This window comes from Erwinia rhapontici (assembly GCF_012271765.1).
GTDB classification, from domain to species: Bacteria; Pseudomonadota; Gammaproteobacteria; order Enterobacterales; family Enterobacteriaceae; genus Erwinia; species Erwinia rhapontici.
Window position 1 is genome coordinate 218,757 of sequence record NZ_VRKO01000005.1, and the last position, 16,948, is coordinate 235,704.

General features: G+C 54.6%; 15 protein-coding genes. 6 read left to right on the forward strand and 9 right to left on the reverse strand.

Annotated features, from left to right (window positions below; all coding sequences use genetic code 11):
- Nucleotides 1–15: 15 nt before the first annotated feature.
- The gene (locus FVB43_RS04140) at nt 16–597 is read right to left on the reverse strand and encodes an NAD(P)H-dependent oxidoreductase (protein WP_133843830.1); all 582 of its coding nucleotides are present in this window, start codon (nt 595–597) and stop codon (nt 16–18) included.
- A 132-nt stretch (nt 598–729) separates the two neighbouring features.
- On the opposite strand from FVB43_RS04140, the gene FVB43_RS04145 reads away from it, so the two are divergent.
- Nucleotides 730–1,497, forward strand: a complete 768-nt coding sequence (locus tag FVB43_RS04145) for a transporter substrate-binding domain-containing protein (protein ID WP_374760132.1) — start codon at nt 730–732, stop codon at nt 1,495–1,497.
- Between the two features lie 93 nt (nt 1,498–1,590).
- Here FVB43_RS04145 and FVB43_RS04150 read toward each other — a convergent pair whose 3' ends face one another.
- The 6 genes from FVB43_RS04150 to FVB43_RS04175 form a co-directional block, all read right to left on the reverse strand.
- A complete protein-coding gene (locus FVB43_RS04150; RefSeq protein ID WP_133843828.1) occupies nt 1,591–2,454 on the reverse strand; it encodes a ketose-bisphosphate aldolase in 864 nt (287 codons plus the stop codon).
- Between the two features lie 96 nt (nt 2,455–2,550).
- The gene (locus FVB43_RS04155) at nt 2,551–3,402 is read right to left on the reverse strand and encodes a class II fructose-bisphosphate aldolase (RefSeq protein WP_167863421.1); all 852 of its coding nucleotides are present in this window, start codon (nt 3,400–3,402) and stop codon (nt 2,551–2,553) included.
- 9 nt (nt 3,403–3,411) lie between these two features.
- Nucleotides 3,412–4,503 (reverse strand): PTS fructose transporter subunit IIC, encoded by a 1,092-nt coding sequence (locus tag FVB43_RS04160; protein WP_133843823.1) that lies wholly within the window; start codon nt 4,501–4,503, stop codon nt 3,412–3,414.
- Nucleotides 4,504–4,525: 22 nt separating this feature from the next.
- Complete coding sequence (locus FVB43_RS04165) at nt 4,526–4,840, reverse strand: PTS fructose transporter subunit IIB (protein WP_133843821.1); 315 nt, start codon at nt 4,838–4,840, stop codon at nt 4,526–4,528.
- Nucleotides 4,841–4,860: 20 nt separating this feature from the next.
- Nucleotides 4,861–5,331, reverse strand: a complete 471-nt coding sequence (locus FVB43_RS04170) for a PTS sugar transporter subunit IIA (RefSeq protein WP_133843819.1) — start codon at nt 5,329–5,331, stop codon at nt 4,861–4,863.
- Between the two features lie 11 nt (nt 5,332–5,342).
- On the reverse strand, nt 5,343–6,926 hold the full coding sequence (locus tag FVB43_RS04175) for a BglG family transcription antiterminator (RefSeq protein WP_133843817.1): 1,584 nt from the start codon (nt 6,924–6,926) through the stop codon (nt 5,343–5,345).
- A gap of 482 nt (nt 6,927–7,408) precedes the next feature.
- Here FVB43_RS04175 and parC point away from each other — a divergent pair, with 482 nt between their 5' ends.
- The 3 genes from parC (at nt 7,409) to ftsP (ending at nt 12,129) form a co-directional block, all read left to right on the forward strand.
- Nucleotides 7,409–9,685 (forward strand): DNA topoisomerase IV subunit A, encoded by a 2,277-nt coding sequence (parC, locus tag FVB43_RS04180; protein ID WP_133843815.1) that lies wholly within the window; start codon nt 7,409–7,411, stop codon nt 9,683–9,685.
- A gap of 124 nt (nt 9,686–9,809) precedes the next feature.
- A complete protein-coding gene (locus FVB43_RS04185) occupies nt 9,810–10,550 on the forward strand; it encodes a 1-acylglycerol-3-phosphate O-acyltransferase (protein WP_133843813.1) in 741 nt (246 codons plus the stop codon).
- Between the two features lie 136 nt (nt 10,551–10,686).
- Nucleotides 10,687–12,129, forward strand: coding sequence for a cell division protein FtsP (ftsP, locus tag FVB43_RS04190; RefSeq protein WP_133843811.1), 1,443 nt, complete (start codon nt 10,687–10,689; stop codon nt 12,127–12,129).
- 66 nt (nt 12,130–12,195) lie between these two features.
- On the opposite strand, the gene dkgA is transcribed toward ftsP, so the two are convergent.
- Both dkgA and yqhD read right to left on the reverse strand, forming a co-directional pair.
- Complete coding sequence (gene dkgA, locus FVB43_RS04195) at nt 12,196–13,020, reverse strand: 2,5-didehydrogluconate reductase DkgA (RefSeq protein WP_133843809.1); 825 nt, start codon at nt 13,018–13,020, stop codon at nt 12,196–12,198.
- Between the two features lie 86 nt (nt 13,021–13,106).
- Nucleotides 13,107–14,264 (reverse strand): alcohol dehydrogenase, encoded by a 1,158-nt coding sequence (gene yqhD / locus FVB43_RS04200; protein WP_167863422.1) that lies wholly within the window; start codon nt 14,262–14,264, stop codon nt 13,107–13,109.
- Nucleotides 14,265–14,444: 180 nt separating this feature from the next.
- Here yqhD and FVB43_RS04205 point away from each other — a divergent pair, with 180 nt between their 5' ends.
- Both FVB43_RS04205 and FVB43_RS04210 read left to right on the forward strand, forming a co-directional pair.
- The gene (locus FVB43_RS04205) at nt 14,445–15,338 is read left to right on the forward strand and encodes an AraC family transcriptional regulator (protein ID WP_167863423.1); all 894 of its coding nucleotides are present in this window, start codon (nt 14,445–14,447) and stop codon (nt 15,336–15,338) included.
- Nucleotides 15,339–15,553: 215 nt separating this feature from the next.
- Nucleotides 15,554–16,936, forward strand: coding sequence for a diaminobutyrate--2-oxoglutarate transaminase (locus FVB43_RS04210; protein WP_133844234.1), 1,383 nt, complete (start codon nt 15,554–15,556; stop codon nt 16,934–16,936).
- Nucleotides 16,937–16,948: the final 12 nt, after the last annotated feature.

Below are 16,948 nucleotides of genomic sequence, written 5' to 3' on the forward strand. Positions count from 1 at the left end.
GGTGTGTACCTTTAGTTAAGCAAAGATCGCGTTCAGATGAGTCCGATAGCGTGCAATATCGCCGTCAATATCCGGCTGTTTGATCACATCGTTGCAGATAAAGGTCGGTAAACCGTCCATACCCAGGAACTGGTTTGCTTTGTGGAAGTGCAGATACACGCCATCAACGCCCACGCCTTCAAAGAACTGTTCCGGATCGGTGAACGCCTGTAACGGGGCGTTCCAGGTCAGCGACAGCATATAGGTTTTACCCTGTAACAGGCCGCCAGAGCCATATTTTTTGGCTGCATCAGAGCGGGTACGGCCATCGCTGGCGTACAGTTTGCCGTGGCCTTCGGTAAATACTTCATCGATATATTTTTTTAGCGTCCACGGCTCGCCCATCCACCAGCCTGGCATCTGGTAAATAATGGTATCGGCAGCGAGGTATTTTTCGATTTCTTCAGCGACTACGTAACCGTCGTCGAGTACGGTAACATCGACCTGATGACCCGCGTCACGCAGGAAGCTGGCGGCCACGTTAGTCAGCGTGTGGTTCAGTTCGCCTTTTGAATGAGCGAAGGCTTTCCCGGCATCAATAATCAGAATCTGGCTCATAAATTTTTCTCAGCTGTGTGCAATTTCGGAGAGTGTATCTGACGACAGGGGTGAGAAAAATGGGGTATGGATCACAATACTATTGCGTTTTAAGCAACAATACGCGGCACTGATAATAACAATGAGAGAACTATGATGATGAAAATCGGGGCTGTGGCCCTTCTGTTGGTAGCGGGAAGCGCCAGCGCGCAATCGCATCTTGACCGTGCCATGCAGAGTAAAACGCTGGTGGTGTGTACCACGGGAGACTACAAGCCTTATACCTATCTGCGTGCGGATGGCGGCTATGAAGGCATTGATATTTCGCTGGTGCAGTCGTTGGCAAAAAGCCTGGGCGCCGAGGTGAAGTGGGTCCCCACCACCTGGAAAACCCTGACACCTGACTTTATCGGCAAGCAGTGTGACATCGCTCTGGGCGGTGTTTCAGTGACACTGAAGCGTCAGCAGACGGCGTGGTTTGCGGAACCGCTGGATACCGACGGGAAAATCCCGCTGGTGCGCTGCGCGGATAAGAAGAAATACCACACCGTTGAACAGATGAATAAACCGTCGGTGCGTCTGATTGAACCGGCGGGCGGCACCAATGAAGCCTTTGTGCATGCTTATCTGCCCGAGGCCAACCTGACGTTGTTTCACGATAACGTGACGATTTTCCAGCAGCTGGTGGATAAGAAAGCGGACGTGATGATCACCGATGCGTCGGAAGCCCAGTATCAGCAGAAGCGCTATCCGTCGCTGTGTGCGATTAACCCGGACAAGCCGTTACAGTACGGTGAGAAGGCGTGGATGCTGCCACGTGATGATATCAGCTGGAAGATGTACGTTGACCAGTGGCTGCACTTGAGTAAAGCCACTGGGGAATACCAGCAGGTTGTGAAGCAGTGGTTGGCGGGGAAATAACGCATCAGGGGCGGGCATGCCCGACCCCTACACCGTCCGTAGGGGCCAGGCATGCCTGGCCCTTAAAACAGCGGCCCAGACCAAAGACCCACCCTAACGATATAAATCCGCTTTGCCCGTCGAACCAAACAGCGACATCTTATAAGCAATCACCTCTTTTGCCGCCTTGATCGGCTCAGGGTAGATCACATTCGGATCCCACCAGGTTTCGCGGCTCAGAATCTCACGGGCTTTGGCAAAGTAGGCATACTTCATATCACTGGAGATATTGATCTTACCGACACCCAGTGTCACCGACTCCGCGATCTCCGCATCCGGGTTGGCCGATCCGCCGTGCAGCACCAGTGGAATCGACACGCGCTGTGAGATCTCGCGCAGGATATGCATTTGCAGCTCCGGCTTCATATCTTTTGGATAAATACCGTGCGCGGTGCCGATGGCGACCGCCAGCGTATCCACGCCGGTGCGGGCAACAAAGTCCTCTGCCTGATCAGGATCGGTATAAATCACCTTACTGACCCCGCCCTCCACTGACGTGCCGGTATCCCCAATGGTGCCCAGCTCACCTTCCACAGAGATCCCCACCGCATGGGCCAGCTTCACCACTTCCTGCGTCAGCGCCACGTTCTCTTCATACGGCAGCAGCGATCCATCAATCATCACTGAGGTAAACCCGCACTGAATGGCGCGCTGGACGTGCTCAACCGATGCGCCGTGATCAAGGTGGATAACAAAAGGAATGCGGCTGCGCAGGGTGCGTTCACGCACATAGCCGAAGAACTCATCGGTCACGAACTCCAGTTCGCTGGGGTGGATGGAGATAATCGCCGGGCTGTTGCTGGCCTCTGCCTGCTCGACGACGGCGCGGATAAAGCAGCTGTCGGCAACGTTAAAGGCACCAATGGCGAAGCGATTTTCACGGGTTGGTTTTAACAGTTCGTGCATTGACATCAACATGGTTGTACTCCCTCAGAGTCAGATTTTAGGCAAAACTTTCCTGCATCAGTGACGGGTCACTGACGGAACGCAGGGTGAACGGAATCGGATCGGGCGTTACGCTTTACCCACGGCGCCAGACCAGTTGAGATACTCAGTAACGACTTCGCGACAGGCGGATTCCATCACCGCCATCAGATCGGGCAGCTCCGCCTTAGGGTGCTGTTTTAAGGCTTGTTGCAGTGCGCTTTTTCCGGCTTCAAACACCGCCGCACCAACGTTAATCTTTGCCACACCATGCTGGCTGACGCGGCGAATATCTTCCGCTTTGGTGCCGCTGCCGCCATGCAGGGCCAGCGGTAACGGTGAAGCGCGATGCAGCTCCTCCAGCCGGGTGAAATCAATCGCGGGTGTCACACCCGGCGGATAGATGCCGTGTGCCGTACCGACGGATACCGCCAGCAGGTCAATATCGGTCTGTGCGATAAACGGCATCACATCGGCCACCTGGGTCATCTTCACGCTGGCATCCTGCAGGTCATAGACCGGCGCATCAGCAATATGGCCCAGCTCGCCCTCCACGCAAACCCCTGCAGTGTGGGCCATCTGTACCACCTGCTGAGTCTGGCGGATGTTCTCCTCCAGCGGAAAAGCGGAGGCGTCAATCATCAGCCCGGTAAACCCGGCGCGGAAGCACTGACCAATCAGCGTAAAGTCACTGCCGTGGTCAAGACTGAGGGCCACCGGCACGTTGGCCTGCTCTGCCAGCGCCCTGACCAGCGGCAGCGCGACTGCTGGTGGGAAGTGTTCGCAGTGCCCCTGATAGATATTCAGGATAATCGGGGCGCGCTGTGCGCTGGCGGCGCTGATGGCCGCACGGGCGCTCTCCAGATTGAAGCAGTTAATGGCTAAGACCGCGTACTGTCGCTGAAAGGCATCGGCAATCACGGCTTTCATTGAGGCGTACATAACAACTCCTTATTCCAGGGTGAATTTAATGTCTTCGTCGCGCATGCTGCCATCGTCGACATCGTTAAACTCTTCATCCGCTTCGGTCACGCGTTTCTTAATGACTGACAGCATCACGCCGCAGATCACCGTGCCGATCCCCAGGGCCAGGCAGAACATCACGGGTTTGGTAAACAGCGGCACCACAAACATCCCGCCGTGCGGCACAGGCGCCTCTACGCCCCAGACCATAATCAGCCCGCCTGCGATGGCGGAGGCCACCACACAGCTGCCAACCACACGGAACAGGTCACGGGCGGCAATGGGGATCACCCCTTCGGTGATCATGCAGATGCCCATCGGGAAGGCGGCTTTCAGGGCCTCTTTTTCTGCGCGGGTGTATTTATTGCGCGTCAGCAGGAAGGAGAGGGTGATACCAAACGGCGGGATCATTGAGCCGACAAACTTCACCGCTTCCGGGCCATAGATGCCATCAACCAGCATGCCGTCAGCAAACAGGGACATGGTTTTATTCACCGGCCCGCCGAAGTCAAAGGTGGCCATGGCACCGAGGATCGCTCCCATCAGGAACTTCGATCCGCCCTGCATCGACTCCAGCAGATGGATCAGCGCTTTCTGCAACCAGATGATCGGCTGGCCGATGAACGTCATCATCAGCAACCCGGCGATCACGGTACTGAGCACCGGCAGGATCATCACCGGCATCAGCCCCTGCATAGACGTGGGCAGCCTGATGCTGCGTTTCAGCAGCAGCACGGTGTAGCCCACCAGGAAGCCGCCGAGAATGCCGCCGATAAACCCGGTGCCGATCTGGCCGCAGATAAAACCCACGATCAGACCGGGTGCAAAGCCGGGGCGATCGGCAATTGACCAGGCGATCGCCGCAGAAATCAGCGGCACGATCAGCCCCATTCCCCAGCCGCCGATCTGATTCAGCATCCAGGCCACGCTGCCGGTCTGTTTACCGACGTCCGGGCCGCCGATCACCTGGCCTAGCGCAATGCAGATCCCGGCGGCGACGATCAACGGGATCATCCATGAGATACCGGTCAGCAGATGCCCCTTAATCTCTTGCCCCAGTTTGTTTGATTGAGTGTTCATCGTGATTTCCCCGTGAGAGTGCTCAGGCACGTGCTAACGAATCGGCCACTTTTTCCAGGAACTTCACCGGGGATTTGATCACGACATCGGTTTTCACCCGCACCACCGGTTTACCTTTAAAACGCTCCTCGCCGTTGATTTTGATATCGACGGCCAGGATCACTACGTCAGCCGCGGCAATGTCTGCCGCATTCAGGGCATTCTCGGTGCCGATGGTGCCCTGGGTTTCCACCAGGATGTCGAAGTTGAGCGCTTTCGCGCCCTTAATCAGTTTTTCGCGCGCGATGTAGGTATGCGCGATGCCTGCCGTGCAGGCGGCCACACAAACAATTTTCATGGTAAGCCTCGTCTTCAGTGTTAACAGAGGTCTGTTTCCGCGTACTGGCTGAACAGTTGGATAATGCTGTCTGCATCCTGCTCTTGTAACAGTTGGGCAATCACATCATCATCCGCCAGGGCACAGGCCACCTGAGACAACAGACGAATATGTGTGGTGTTTTGATCTTCCATACGGACCGCAAATAAAATAATGCAGCGCACTTCACTGCCATCGAGCGTTTCCCACGGAATATCGGCGCGGGTCCGGCCAATCGCCAGCGTGGTCTGTTTTACTGCCAGCGACTTGCCGTGTGGAATAGCAATATGATTCTCGAATCCGGTCGAGCCTTCGGCTTCACGTAACCAGACGTCGTGAATAAAGTCCTCTTTCGAGGTCAGGGCACCGTCCTCATACAGCAAATCGGTCAGTTCGCGTATCGCTTCATCTTTCGTGCTGGCGTTCATGTTTAATTTGACGCGCCGGGCGCTGAGAATTTTATTGATATCCATTTGCAGACCTCTTAAGAGCAAGTTGAAAAGGCGTGTTCGGGTGCCTTGATACGATCGGATGCCTGCATCAATTTGCTGGCGATGACCTTCTCGGTGACGCGTTTAATATCGTCGTCGTTAAAAAAGGCCGACACGTAGACCACCGGAAGCGGCTGGTCGGCCAGATGAATCGTGGAGATCACCAGTTCAATATCCTGCTGCTGGCAACACTGGTTCATGGTGCTGGCCGAGACGACGCCAGCGATGACCCAGTCAGGGAAGGCGCGCAGAATGCGGCTCTTCAGCAGGTGCGACGTGCCCACACCGCTTGAACAGACAATCAGGATGCGTTTGTGAGCAATCTGGCGCTCCAGTGCCGCCTGAAAATGCACGGTCAGATAACCCACTTCATCATCGGCAATCTCCGGTAATTTAAAGCGCTGGCACAGTTGCGACACTGCATGTCCGGTCAACTGATAAATATCGGCCAGCTCTTTTTTTATATCTTCCAGTAACGGATTGCGGATGCGTATTTGATATTTAAGTCGGTTAAGTAACGGCTTAATATGCACCAGCAACCCTTCATGCAGCAGACGGTCGCTGCTCAGGTCAATATTAATCACGGCAGAAAAGGTGGCGATTAAATCCAGCGTTAAATGGCGCGACTCACTATTGGATAACTGACAATACAACGGAGGGTTATCCTCATTTTCCTCGACCACAATGCCAGAGGAAATGATATATTGATAAACAAACCAGACTTCATCACAAGGTAGTTGATTATTAATTCTGATTTCAACCTGATTAATCATTTCCTGTGCGATAGCGAAAATAATTTCGTCCGGTTTTTGGCTGATGTTTTCTTCGCTCAGAATAAGCGGGTTACCCAGCGCCATGCGGTGCATCATAATTAAAATATGGGTGAAAAGATTAATATAATAAGGTTCACCCAGGGGATAGGTTAACTGGCGTTCCATCTGCTCCAGGATTTGCTGAACAAACAGCACATCCTCTTCACCAAAATAGTGCGTCAGGGCTTTATAACTTCCGGGATCCAGACGTGAATGATTGACCGTCCCCGGGTCCTGGAAATTCATTACATCATTAATCAGTGAGGCCATCGCCTGGCGAATATGATTTTCGCTGCCTTCAATATGCGTACCGCTCTGACTGCGGACCAGTGCCAGGCCGAGTGGGGCAATCCAGCTTTCAATGATCTTCAGGTCATTGACGATAGAGGCGCTACTGATGAAGTAGCGTTCAGACAGCTTGCTGATGGAGGTTTCCCGCGGGGTATCGCTCAGAAGTTGAGACGCAATTTTTACCCGGCGTGAATTATTGGCCAGCGCCTCAGCACCGCCTTCTTCTGGTGTTATCAGTTGCTCCAGCAGCATTAAACGCTGGCTGTCATCGGCAATCAGCATAATACCAATGCCAACCTTTTTATCTGTAGTGATATTCCACTCGGTTAACAGTGTTTCGATAAACTGGATATCGCGATGTACCGTTTTTTCTGACACGGCCAGCAGGCTGGCCATATTTTTAACCGGAACATACTCCTGATGTTGCAGAAGATACTTCAGCAATTTGTGTTGTCGAGAGGTTAGTAGTTGCATCAGATCACCCTTGAATCCCCTTGATATTTGACATGCCAGCGGTGTTTGCTGTCGTGCTGTTACGTCAATGACTTTGGGTATTATGTTTTAATTATTCACCCTTTCGGGTCGGATTTATCTTGTGCTGACTGAGTGAGATTAAATCTAGTTGCTGTCGGGGATGTGGGCAATACTAAAGCGTGTCCCTGTGCGGGACAAAATTAAAACAGCAGAATGCGGGATTATTATTTGGGAGAGGGATCACATTAATGAATGGGTGAATAAGTGTGATCTTGTTCTCATATTATTAGTTTTATTCCTCCGGGCTGGGGAATATTCATTTCTCCCTTAGTGCAGGACAATTTGTTGCTGTCACTCGTGCTGAACCATTGATCCCTGTGACAGACCCTTATCAGATAAGGTACTATCCTCGCCAAACTTACCGCTGTGTGGTGCGGAGTTGGCAGGCCCTTAACGCGCCGCGATGTGAGGAAAAGAGAATAATGACTGATCTGACGCAGGATGGTGCAGAGCGCCTTGCCCTGCATACCTTTACTGAGAATGCGTACCTTAACTACTCCATGTACGTCATCATGGATCGTGCGCTTCCTTATATTGGCGATGGCCTCAAGCCCGTTCAGCGCCGCATTGTGTATGCGATGTCAGAACTGGGATTGAGCAACAACGCTAAGTTCAAAAAATCTGCTCGTACCGTCGGTGATGTGCTGGGTAAATACCATCCGCACGGTGACAGCGCCTGCTATGAAGCGATGGTGTTGATGGCGCAGCCGTTCTCCTACCGTTACCCGCTGGTTGATGGCCAGGGGAACTGGGGGGCACCGGACGATCCCAAATCTTTCGCCGCGATGCGTTACACCGAGTCACGTTTGTCAAAGTATGCCGAAGTGCTGCTGGGCGAGCTCGGGCAGGGCACCGTTGACTACGTACCCAACTTTGACGGCACCATGCAGGAACCGTCGATGCTGCCGGCGCGCCTGCCGAACATTTTGCTCAATGGCACCACCGGGATTGCCGTGGGCATGGCAACCGACATTCCACCGCATAACCTGCGTGAAGTCGCCAAAGCTGCCATTACACTGATCGACAGCCCGAAAACCACGCTGGATGACCTGCTCGATATCGTTCAGGGGCCGGATTATCCGACGGAAGCGGAGATCATTACCCCGCGCAACGAAATACGTAAAATCTACCAGAGCGGTCGTGGCTCGGTGCGTATGCGTGCGGTATGGAAGAAAGAAGACGGTGACGTGGTTATTACGGCGCTGCCGCATCAGGTATCCGGCGCGCGCGTACTGGAGCAGATTGCTGCGCAGATGCGTAACAAAAAGCTGCCGATGGTCGAAGATCTGCGCGATGAATCGAACCACGAAAACCCGACGCGTCTGGTGATTGTGCCGCGTTCCAACCGTGTGGATATGGAACAGGTGATGAACCACCTGTTTGCGACCACCGATCTTGAACGCAGCTACCGCATTAACCTGAACATGATCGGCCTGGATAACCGCCCGGCGGTGAAAAACCTGCTGGAAATTCTCAATGAATGGCTGGTGTTCCGTCGTGATACGGTGCGCCGCCGTCTGAACTTCCGTCTGGAAAAAGTGCAGAAACGTCTGCATATCCTTGCTGGTTTGCTGGTGGCGTTCCTCAATATCGACGACGTCATCCATATCATTCGTACGGAAGATGAACCGAAGCCGGTATTAATGTCGCGTTTCGACATCACTGAAATCCAGGCTGAATCCATCCTCGAGCTGAAACTCCGCCATCTCGCCAAACTGGAAGAGATGAAAATTCGCGGGGAGCAGGATGAGCTGGAAAAAGAGCAGGCCTATCTGCAAGGGCTTCTGGCCTCTGAACGCAAAATGAATACCCTGCTGAAGAAAGAGTTGCAGGCAGACAGCGATGCGTATGGCGATGATCGTCGTTCACCGCTGCGTGAGCGCGAAGAAGCAAAAGCCATCAGCGAAAGTGAGCTGGTGCCGTCCGAACCCGTGACGATCGTCCTGTCACAAAGCGGCTGGGTGCGCAGCGCCAAAGGCCATGATATTGACCCAACGGGCCTCAGCTACAAAGCGGGTGACAGCTTCCGTGCTGCCGCTCGTGGCAAGAGTAACCAGCCGGTGGCCTTTATCGACTCCACCGGGCGCAGCTATGCGCTCGATCCGATCACACTGCCATCGGCGCGTGGTCAGGGTGAGCCGCTGACGGGTAAACTGACACCGCCACCGGGCGCCGTTATTGAACAGGTGCTGATGGAGGAGGACGATCAGAAACTGCTGATGGCGTCCGATGCGGGCTATGGTTTCGTCTGTACCTTTAGCGACCTGGTGTCACGTAACCGTGCCGGTAAAGCGCTGCTGACCCTGCCGTCAAATGCCAAAGTGATGACGCCAATGGCGATCCACAGCAATGACGATCTGCTGCTGGCCATTACTGCTGCCGGACGTATGTTGATGTTCCCGGTGGGTGACCTGCCGCAGCTGTCGAAAGGGAAGGGGAATAAAATTGTCTCCATCCCGTCGGCTCAGGCAGCCTCCGGTGAGGATAAACTGGCCTGGTTGCTGTTGCTGACACCACAAAGTGATATTACGCTGCATGTGGGTAAACGTAAGCTGACGCTGAAAGCGGCCGATCTGCAAAAGTTCCGTGCCGAGCGTGGGCGTCGTGGCACGCTGTTGCCGCGTGGCTTGCAGCGCATTGATCGGGTCGACGTTGACGGCCCGGTGCGTGCAGCCCCAACGGATGACAGCGAGGAGTAATTCGCTCGTCTGGCCCGATCGTCATTGACGGGCCAGCTCGGCGATTATTTCCCAAAAAATATAATAAGCATGAGTGCGCATGGACCTGTCCGGTGTGTGACCTGTAAGTAAAAACGAGGTAGTGATGCTTTCTCTTCTACGTATCATCATCGTGGTGATGTATTCGATCCTGTTGTGTGTGTTTGGCTGTATCTACTGTTGTCTGTTCAGGCCGCGCGATCCGCGCCATGTCGCTACCTTTGGTCATCTGTTTGGTCGTCTGGCACCGATATTCGGTCTGAAGGTGGAGCTGCGCAAGCCAGAGGGCGCTGAAAACTACCCGAACGCGATTTATATCTGTAACCATCAGAACAATTACGACATGATCACGGCGGCCAGCATGGTGCAGCCAACAACGGTCACTGTCGGTAAGCGCAGCCTGCTGTGGGTGCCTTTCTTTGGTCTGCTCTACTGGCTGACAGGTAACCTGCTGATTGACCGTGATAACCGCGCCAAAGCACACGGTACTATTGGTGAACTGGTGGATCAGTTTAAACGTAAAAGGATCTCCTTCCTGATGTTCCCGGAAGGGACACGCAGCCGCGGTCGTGGCCTGCTGCCATTCAAGACGGGTGCCTTCCATGCGGCGGTTGCGGCTGGTGTGCCCATTATTCCGATCGTGGTGTCGAATATTCACGGCAAAATCGAACTGAACCGGTTGAAGAACGGGCTGGCGATTGTTGAAATGCTGCCGCCGGTTGATACCCAGGCCTTTGCCGAGCAGTCCGTGCGCAAGCTGGCGACACACTGTCGTGAACTGATGTCGGCGAAGCTGGATGAGTTAAATGCCGAAGTCGCTGCACGCGAAGCGTCAGGTAAGCTATAAGTTAACGGAGTGGCCGGTGATCCGGCCACGCTGTCCTCTCTTTACGACAGCACATCACGCGGAAACACAGCCCGCGCATAATGATAAAAAATGGAATAGCGTCGCTGCGGCGGCCGTTTTGACTTACGGAGTGGGTATGTCCTTCAGTCGTCGTCAGTTTATTCAAGCCTCAGGCATTGCCCTCTGTGCTTCCACTCTTCCCTTACGTGCCCGTGCTGCGGGTGCCGGGCAGGGCAATCCGTTGCCGGTCCCGCCACTGATCGAGTCACGTCGCGGGCAGCCGCTGTTCCTGACGTTGCAACGCAGCCATTGGGCCTTTAACGGCAGCAATAAAGTGCCGGTATGGGGAATGAATGGTCTTTATCTTGGCCCAACGGTACGCGTCTGGAACGGGGATGACGTCAAGCTGATCTACAGCAACCGTCTGAATGAACCGGTGTCGATGACGGTGAGCGGCCTGCAGGTGCCGGGTGTGCTGATGGGCGGCGCGGCGCGTATGATGTCGCCGGGTGTTGACTGGGCGCCGGTGGTGCCGATCCGTCAGGCGGCCTCCACCTGCTGGTATCATGCCAACACGCCTAATCGCATGGCTCCGCACGTCTACAACGGCCTGGCCGGGATGTGGCTGGTCGAGGATGAAGTGAGTAAGTCCTTGCCTATCCCCAACCACTACGGTGTGGACGATTTTCCACTGATTATTCAGGACAAGCGGCTGGATAATTTTGGTGCACCGGAGTATGACCCACCGGGTAATGGCGGGTTTATTGGCGATACGCTGTTGGTGAATGGCGTACAGAATCCGTTTCTCGAAGTCTCCCGAGGCTGGGTGCGTTTGCGTCTGCTGAATGCTTCTAACGCTCGCCGCTATCAGCTGCGCATGAGTGACAGCCGCCCGTTTAATGTGATTGCCAGCGATCAGGGCTTCCTGCCCGCACCCGTAGCGGTTGAACAGCTGTCGCTGGCGCCTGGCGAACGACGTGAAATCCTTGTTGATATGTCCCAGGGCGATGAAGTCTCGATTACCGCCGGGGAAGCCGCCGGGATTGTCGACCGTCTGCGCGGTTTCTTTGAACCTTCTTCCATTCTGACCTCAACGCTGATCCTGACCCTGCGCCCGACCGGGCTGCTGCCGTTAGTGACGGATAACTTACCGATGCGTCTGCTGGCCGATCAGATGATCGAGGGTGCTGTCAGCCGCACGCGCGAGTTCCGTTTGGGGGATTCAATGCCCGGCATTAACGGCGCGCTGTGGGATATGACACGCATTGACGTGCAGGCACAGCAGGGCAGTTTTGAGCGCTGGGTTATTCATGCTGATATGCCGCAGTCGTTCCATATTCAGGGCGTGATGTTCCTGATCAAGAGCGTGAATGGCGCACAGCCGATGGCAGAAGATCGCGGCTGGAAAGATACACTGTGGGTGGATGGCGACGTCGAGCTGTTTGTCTCCTTTACTCAGGCATCATCAGAGCATTTCCCGTTTACCTATTACAGCCAGACGCTGGAGATGGCGGATCGTGGCACGGCGGGGCAGCTGGCGGTGAATCCCGCCGTTCAGGTCGGGCAAGGTAGTTTTTAACGTTTCGCGCTTTTGTAGGGGCGAGGCATGCCTCGCCCGTGACAGATAATACGAAATGACGGAATACTAATTCAATTCATCCGGGTCCGGCCCCAGTCGATTACCCTGATCCAGCGCGGCAATCTCACTGATCTCCGTTTTTTGCAGGCGGAAATCGAACACCTTGAAATTCTCCTCAATACGCGACGGCGTGACCGATTTCGGGATCACCACCAGCCCACTGTCCAGATGCCAGCGGATGACAATCTGCGCCGGGGTTTTGTCGTACTTTTTCGCCAGCTGTTTAATCACATCCTGATCGAATACGCCTTTACCGCCCTGTGCCAGCGGGCTCCAGGATTCGGTCTGAATCTGATGCAGCGCATTCCACGCATGCAGGGTGCGCTGTTGCAGCATCGGGTGCAGTTCAACCTGGTTAATCACCGGGCTGACCCCTGTCTCATCCAGCAGGCGCTTCAGGTGTGGCTCGTTGAAATTACACACGCCAATACTTTTGGTCAGCCCCTGCTTTTGCAGCTCAATCATCGCCTGCCAGGCCGCAACAAAGTTGTTCTTCCCCGGGCAAGGCCAGTGCATCAGATAGAGATCGACGCTCTCCAGCTGCAATTTTTTCAGGCTGGTTTCCAGCGCCTGTGGGGCGTTGAGCTGATCGTCATTCCACAGTTTGGTGGTCACGAAGATATCATCGCGGGCGACATCGGTTTCCTGTAATGCCTGGCCAATGCCTTCCTCATTTTTATAAATTGCAGCGGTATCAATGGAACGATAACCCACGGATAACGCCTTAACGGCGGCGGCCCGAGCCTCATCAATGCTGGCCTGCCAGACACCCAGTCCGAGCTGCGGCATCATATTGCCATCGTGCAGTTTAATGATTGGTTGATCTGCCATGTTATCTCCTTATCAGCGAGTGAACCGGTGCGCGGGCACCGGTTGATGGCTCTAAGTCTAGTTGATACACAGACAACGGGAGGGGATTAACGGGCATCCAGATAAATCTGACGGCTGACGTCCAGCGTGATGTCCTGGCGTTCACCCAGCGCGGTCAGGCCTTTTTCTTCCAGTTTCTTGAGCAGTTGCGGAATGGAAGAACCGTCGAGCTGGTAGTCGCTAAAGCGCGTCGGTACACCCATCTGCTCGAAGAAGCTGCGGGTGGCGGCAATCGCGCCATCGATACGTTGATCATCACTGCCATCGTGCAGGCCCCAGATGCGGGCGGCGAACTGCAACAGTTTCTCACGCTTGGTATCACGCTTAATGTTCATCAACGAAGGCAGCACAATGGCCAGTGTCTGTGCATGATCCAGCCCGTGCAGCGCGGTCAGTTCGTGGCCGAGCATATGGGTCGCCCAGTCCTGCGGCACCCCGGCACCAATCAGGCCATTCAGGGCCATGGTGGCGCTCCACATCACATTGGCGCGCACCGCGTAATTTTCCGGCTCGGCCAGGGCTTTCGGGCCTTCTTCCATCAGCGTCAGCAGCAGGCCTTCGGCAAAACGATCCTGCACCCGGGCATCGACCGGATAAGTCAGGTACTGCTCGATGGTATGCACAAAGGCATCGACCACGCCGTTGGCAATCTGGCGCGGTGGCAGGCTGTAGGTATACACCGGGTCGAGTACGGCGAAGCGCGGGAACACATGATTATTGCGAAATGCCTGTTTGTCGTGGGTGGAACGGCGGGTGATCACTGCGCTGCGGTTCGATTCCGATCCGGTTGCAGGCAGTGTGAGCACCGAGCCAATCGGCAGCGCTTTATGGATCTCCGCGCCGCCGGTTTGCAGGATGTGCCACGGATCTTGCGGGTAGAAAGCAGCAGCGGCGATAAATTTAGTGCCGTCCAGCACCGAACCGCCGCCCACCGCCAGCAGGAAGGTGATGTTTTCACGTTTAACCACGTCAACGGCCTGCATCAGCGTTTCGAAGCTGGGGTTCGGTTCAATACCGCCAAATTCCTGTACGTCAAAGCCTTCAAGCGCACTGTACACCTGGTCCATCACGCCATTTTTCTTCACGCTGCCGCCGCCGAAGGTGATCAGCACTTTGCTGTTAGCAGGAATTTCAGCGGCTAAATGGGCGATCTGCCCCTGACCAAACAGAATACGGGTGGGAGTATGCAGTAAAAAATTATTCATCGATGACAGTCCTGGTGAGTGGGGCATTGTCTGAAGAGTCGCTTCAATTGTCACCACAAGGTGCTGTTGGCTCAATGCACATTCCTGCCTGTTTCTTGCCTGATTCTCCAAAAGGCTGGAGAAATGGCAATGTGCGGGCGATGATAGCGCCGGGTTTCTTTCGGTAAATGGGGAGCAATAATGGATCGACAGGCAATCTGCGCCCGACTGGCGCAACAGGTCATCGGCCTGGTGACGGGCGATAAAGAACGACTGGCTCCGGTGCCGGGCATCACGCTAATGTACGCCGATCGCTACTGGGCACGTCAGCCGGTGATGTACCAGCCCGCCATTGTGATCCTGTTTCAGGGGCAGAAAACGGGTTACCTCGGTAACAGCGAGTTCCAGTATGACGCCACCAAATATCTGATGCTGACCGTCCCGCTGCCGTTTGAATGCGAAACCTTTGCGACGCCGGAGCTGCCGCTGGCGGGATTGTCACTGCGCGTAGATGCGCTGAAGCTACAGGATCTGCTGATTGATATCGGTGAAGACGATGGCTTCCATCCGGAACCGCAAACGCGCGGAATCCACTCCGCGCTGCTGACGGAAGAGATGCTGTGTGCCACCGAGCGCCTGCTGGATGTGATGAGCCACCCGCGCGATGCCCGCGTGTTGGGGCCGCAGATAGTGCGGGAAATTCTCTATCACGTCCTGCAAGGGCCGTGCGGCGGCGCGCTGCTGGCGCTGGTCAGTCGGCAGACGCAGTTCAGCCAGATTGCCCGTGCCTTACGGCGTATTGAGCACCATTTTACCGACAGCCTGAGCGTGGACCTGTTGGCCGCCGAAGCCAATATGAGTGTGTCTGCGTTTCATCATAACTTCAAAGCGGTCACCAGCACCTCGCCGTTGCAGTATCTGAAAAGCTATCGCCTGCACCAGGCGCGCATGATGATGTTGCAGGAAGGTATGAAGGCCAGCGTGGCCGCCATTAAGGTGGGATATGAGAGTCCGTCGCAGTTTTCACGCGAATTTAAGCGCTATTTTGGCGTTACGCCAGGGGAAGAAATGATGCGGATGCGCCAGGCGGGATAGCCGTCAGATCCGGCAGGGGGCACTATATCAAAGGTTTACGGGCCAAAAAACAACAACACATTGATAAATAGTAAGAAAATCTAAATAAAATAAATTATTGAGAAGAGAGTTAAAAAGCCATATATTGGCCGCGTTTTATGCAGGGTACCCATTCACTTTAATTCAATTAATTCAACTGCGGCGTGACTGACACCCCCGGTTGTAGGAGAGATATGATGACGGATAAAGTCCGTATTGATGCTTTAGATGCCAAATCTTTTGATGGAAACAATGAGACCTATTTGGCCAGACAGGCCGAGTTTGAATCTAATGTAAGGAGCTATCCGCGCAAATTGCCGTTTGCAATTGCGAAAGCTCAGGGTGTTTGGATTACAGATGTTGAGAATAATCAATATCTTGACTGCCTTGCTGGCGCGGGAACGCTGGCCCTTGGACATAACCATCCGGACGTTTTACAGAGCATCCAGAATGTCATTACCAGCGGCTTGCCGTTACATACTCTAGACCTGACCACGCCGTTGAAAGATCAGTTCTCAGAATACCTGCTGTCATTACTGCCAGAGCAAGGTAAAGAGTACTGCCTGCAGTTCACAGGTCCTTCCGGTGCGGATGCGGTAGAAGCTGCGCTGAAGCTGGCGAAAAAAGTTACCGGTCGTGCCGGTGTGATCAGCTTCTCCGGTGGCTATCACGGTATGACCCACGGCGCACTGTCTGTGACGGGTAACCTGTCACCGAAAGAAGCCGTCGATGGTATGATGCCAGAAGTGCAGTTTATGCCTTACCCACATCTGTACCGTTGCCCGCTGGGCATTGGCGGTGATGCTGGCGTAAAAGCATTAACTTACTACTTCGAAAACCTGATCAACGACGTTGAGAGCGGTGTGCGCAAACCTGCAGCCGTGATCCTGGAAGCGGTGCAGGGCGAAGGCGGGGTGAACCCGGCGCCGGTTGAGTGGCTGCAACGCATCCGTAAAGTGACCGAAGAGCACGGCATTCTGCTGATCATTGATGAAGTTCAGGCTGGCTTTGCCCGTACTGGTAAATTCTTCGCCTTTGAACACGCGGGCATTCAGCCGGACATCATCGTGATGTCTAAAGCGGTCGGCGGCGGTCTGCCACTGGCGGTGTTGGGCATTAAGAAGAAATTCGATGCCTGGTCTCCTGGCCACCACACCGGCACCTTCCGTGGCAACCAGCTGGCGATGGCAACCGGCCTGACCACGCTGAAGATCCTGAAAAACAACAATGTTGCCGATAAAGTGGCGCAGCAGGGCGAGTGGCTGAAAGGCAAACTGGCTGAGCTGCAAACACGTTATCCGGCCATCGGCCATATTCGTGGCCTGGGCCTGATGATCGGTATCGAATTCGTGAAGCCGCAGGAAGCGCCAGATCATATGGGTTGCTACCCGGCTGATGGCGATCTGTCTGCGCTGATCCAGAAAAAATGCTTCGAAAACGGTCTGATCCTGGAGCGTGGTGGGCGTAACGGTTGTGTGCTGCGTCTGTTGCCATCTCTGTTGATCACCCAGGAAGAGCTGGGTATTTTCCTGGATAAATTTGAACACGCCCTGCTGTCTGCTGGCGTTAAACAGTCTTAACTGGAGTAAGTT

Coding starts and splice junctions, on each gene's coding strand:
- FVB43_RS04140 (WP_133843830.1), bottom strand. CDS start 597: ATGAGCCAGATTCTGATTATTGATGCCGGGAAAGCCTTCGCTCATTCA.
- FVB43_RS04145 (WP_374760132.1), top strand. CDS start 730: ATGATGATGAAAATCGGGGCTGTGGCCCTTCTGTTGGTAGCGGGAAGC.
- FVB43_RS04150 (WP_133843828.1), bottom strand. CDS start 2,454: ATGTTGATGTCAATGCACGAACTGTTAAAACCAACCCGTGAAAATCGC.
- FVB43_RS04155 (WP_167863421.1), bottom strand. CDS start 3,402: ATGTACGCCTCAATGAAAGCCGTGATTGCCGATGCCTTTCAGCGACAG.
- FVB43_RS04160 (WP_133843823.1), bottom strand. CDS start 4,503: ATGAACACTCAATCAAACAAACTGGGGCAAGAGATTAAGGGGCATCTG.
- FVB43_RS04165 (WP_133843821.1), bottom strand. CDS start 4,840: ATGAAAATTGTTTGTGTGGCCGCCTGCACGGCAGGCATCGCGCATACC.
- FVB43_RS04170 (WP_133843819.1), bottom strand. CDS start 5,331: ATGGATATCAATAAAATTCTCAGCGCCCGGCGCGTCAAATTAAACATG.
- FVB43_RS04175 (WP_133843817.1), bottom strand. CDS start 6,926: ATGCAACTACTAACCTCTCGACAACACAAATTGCTGAAGTATCTTCTG.
- parC (WP_133843815.1), top strand. CDS start 7,409: ATGACTGATCTGACGCAGGATGGTGCAGAGCGCCTTGCCCTGCATACC.
- FVB43_RS04185 (WP_133843813.1), top strand. CDS start 9,810: ATGCTTTCTCTTCTACGTATCATCATCGTGGTGATGTATTCGATCCTG.
- ftsP (WP_133843811.1), top strand. CDS start 10,687: ATGTCCTTCAGTCGTCGTCAGTTTATTCAAGCCTCAGGCATTGCCCTC.
- dkgA (WP_133843809.1), bottom strand. CDS start 13,020: ATGGCAGATCAACCAATCATTAAACTGCACGATGGCAATATGATGCCG.
- yqhD (WP_167863422.1), bottom strand. CDS start 14,264: ATGAATAATTTTTTACTGCATACTCCCACCCGTATTCTGTTTGGTCAG.
- FVB43_RS04205 (WP_167863423.1), top strand. CDS start 14,445: ATGGATCGACAGGCAATCTGCGCCCGACTGGCGCAACAGGTCATCGGC.
- FVB43_RS04210 (WP_133844234.1), top strand. CDS start 15,554: ATGACGGATAAAGTCCGTATTGATGCTTTAGATGCCAAATCTTTTGAT.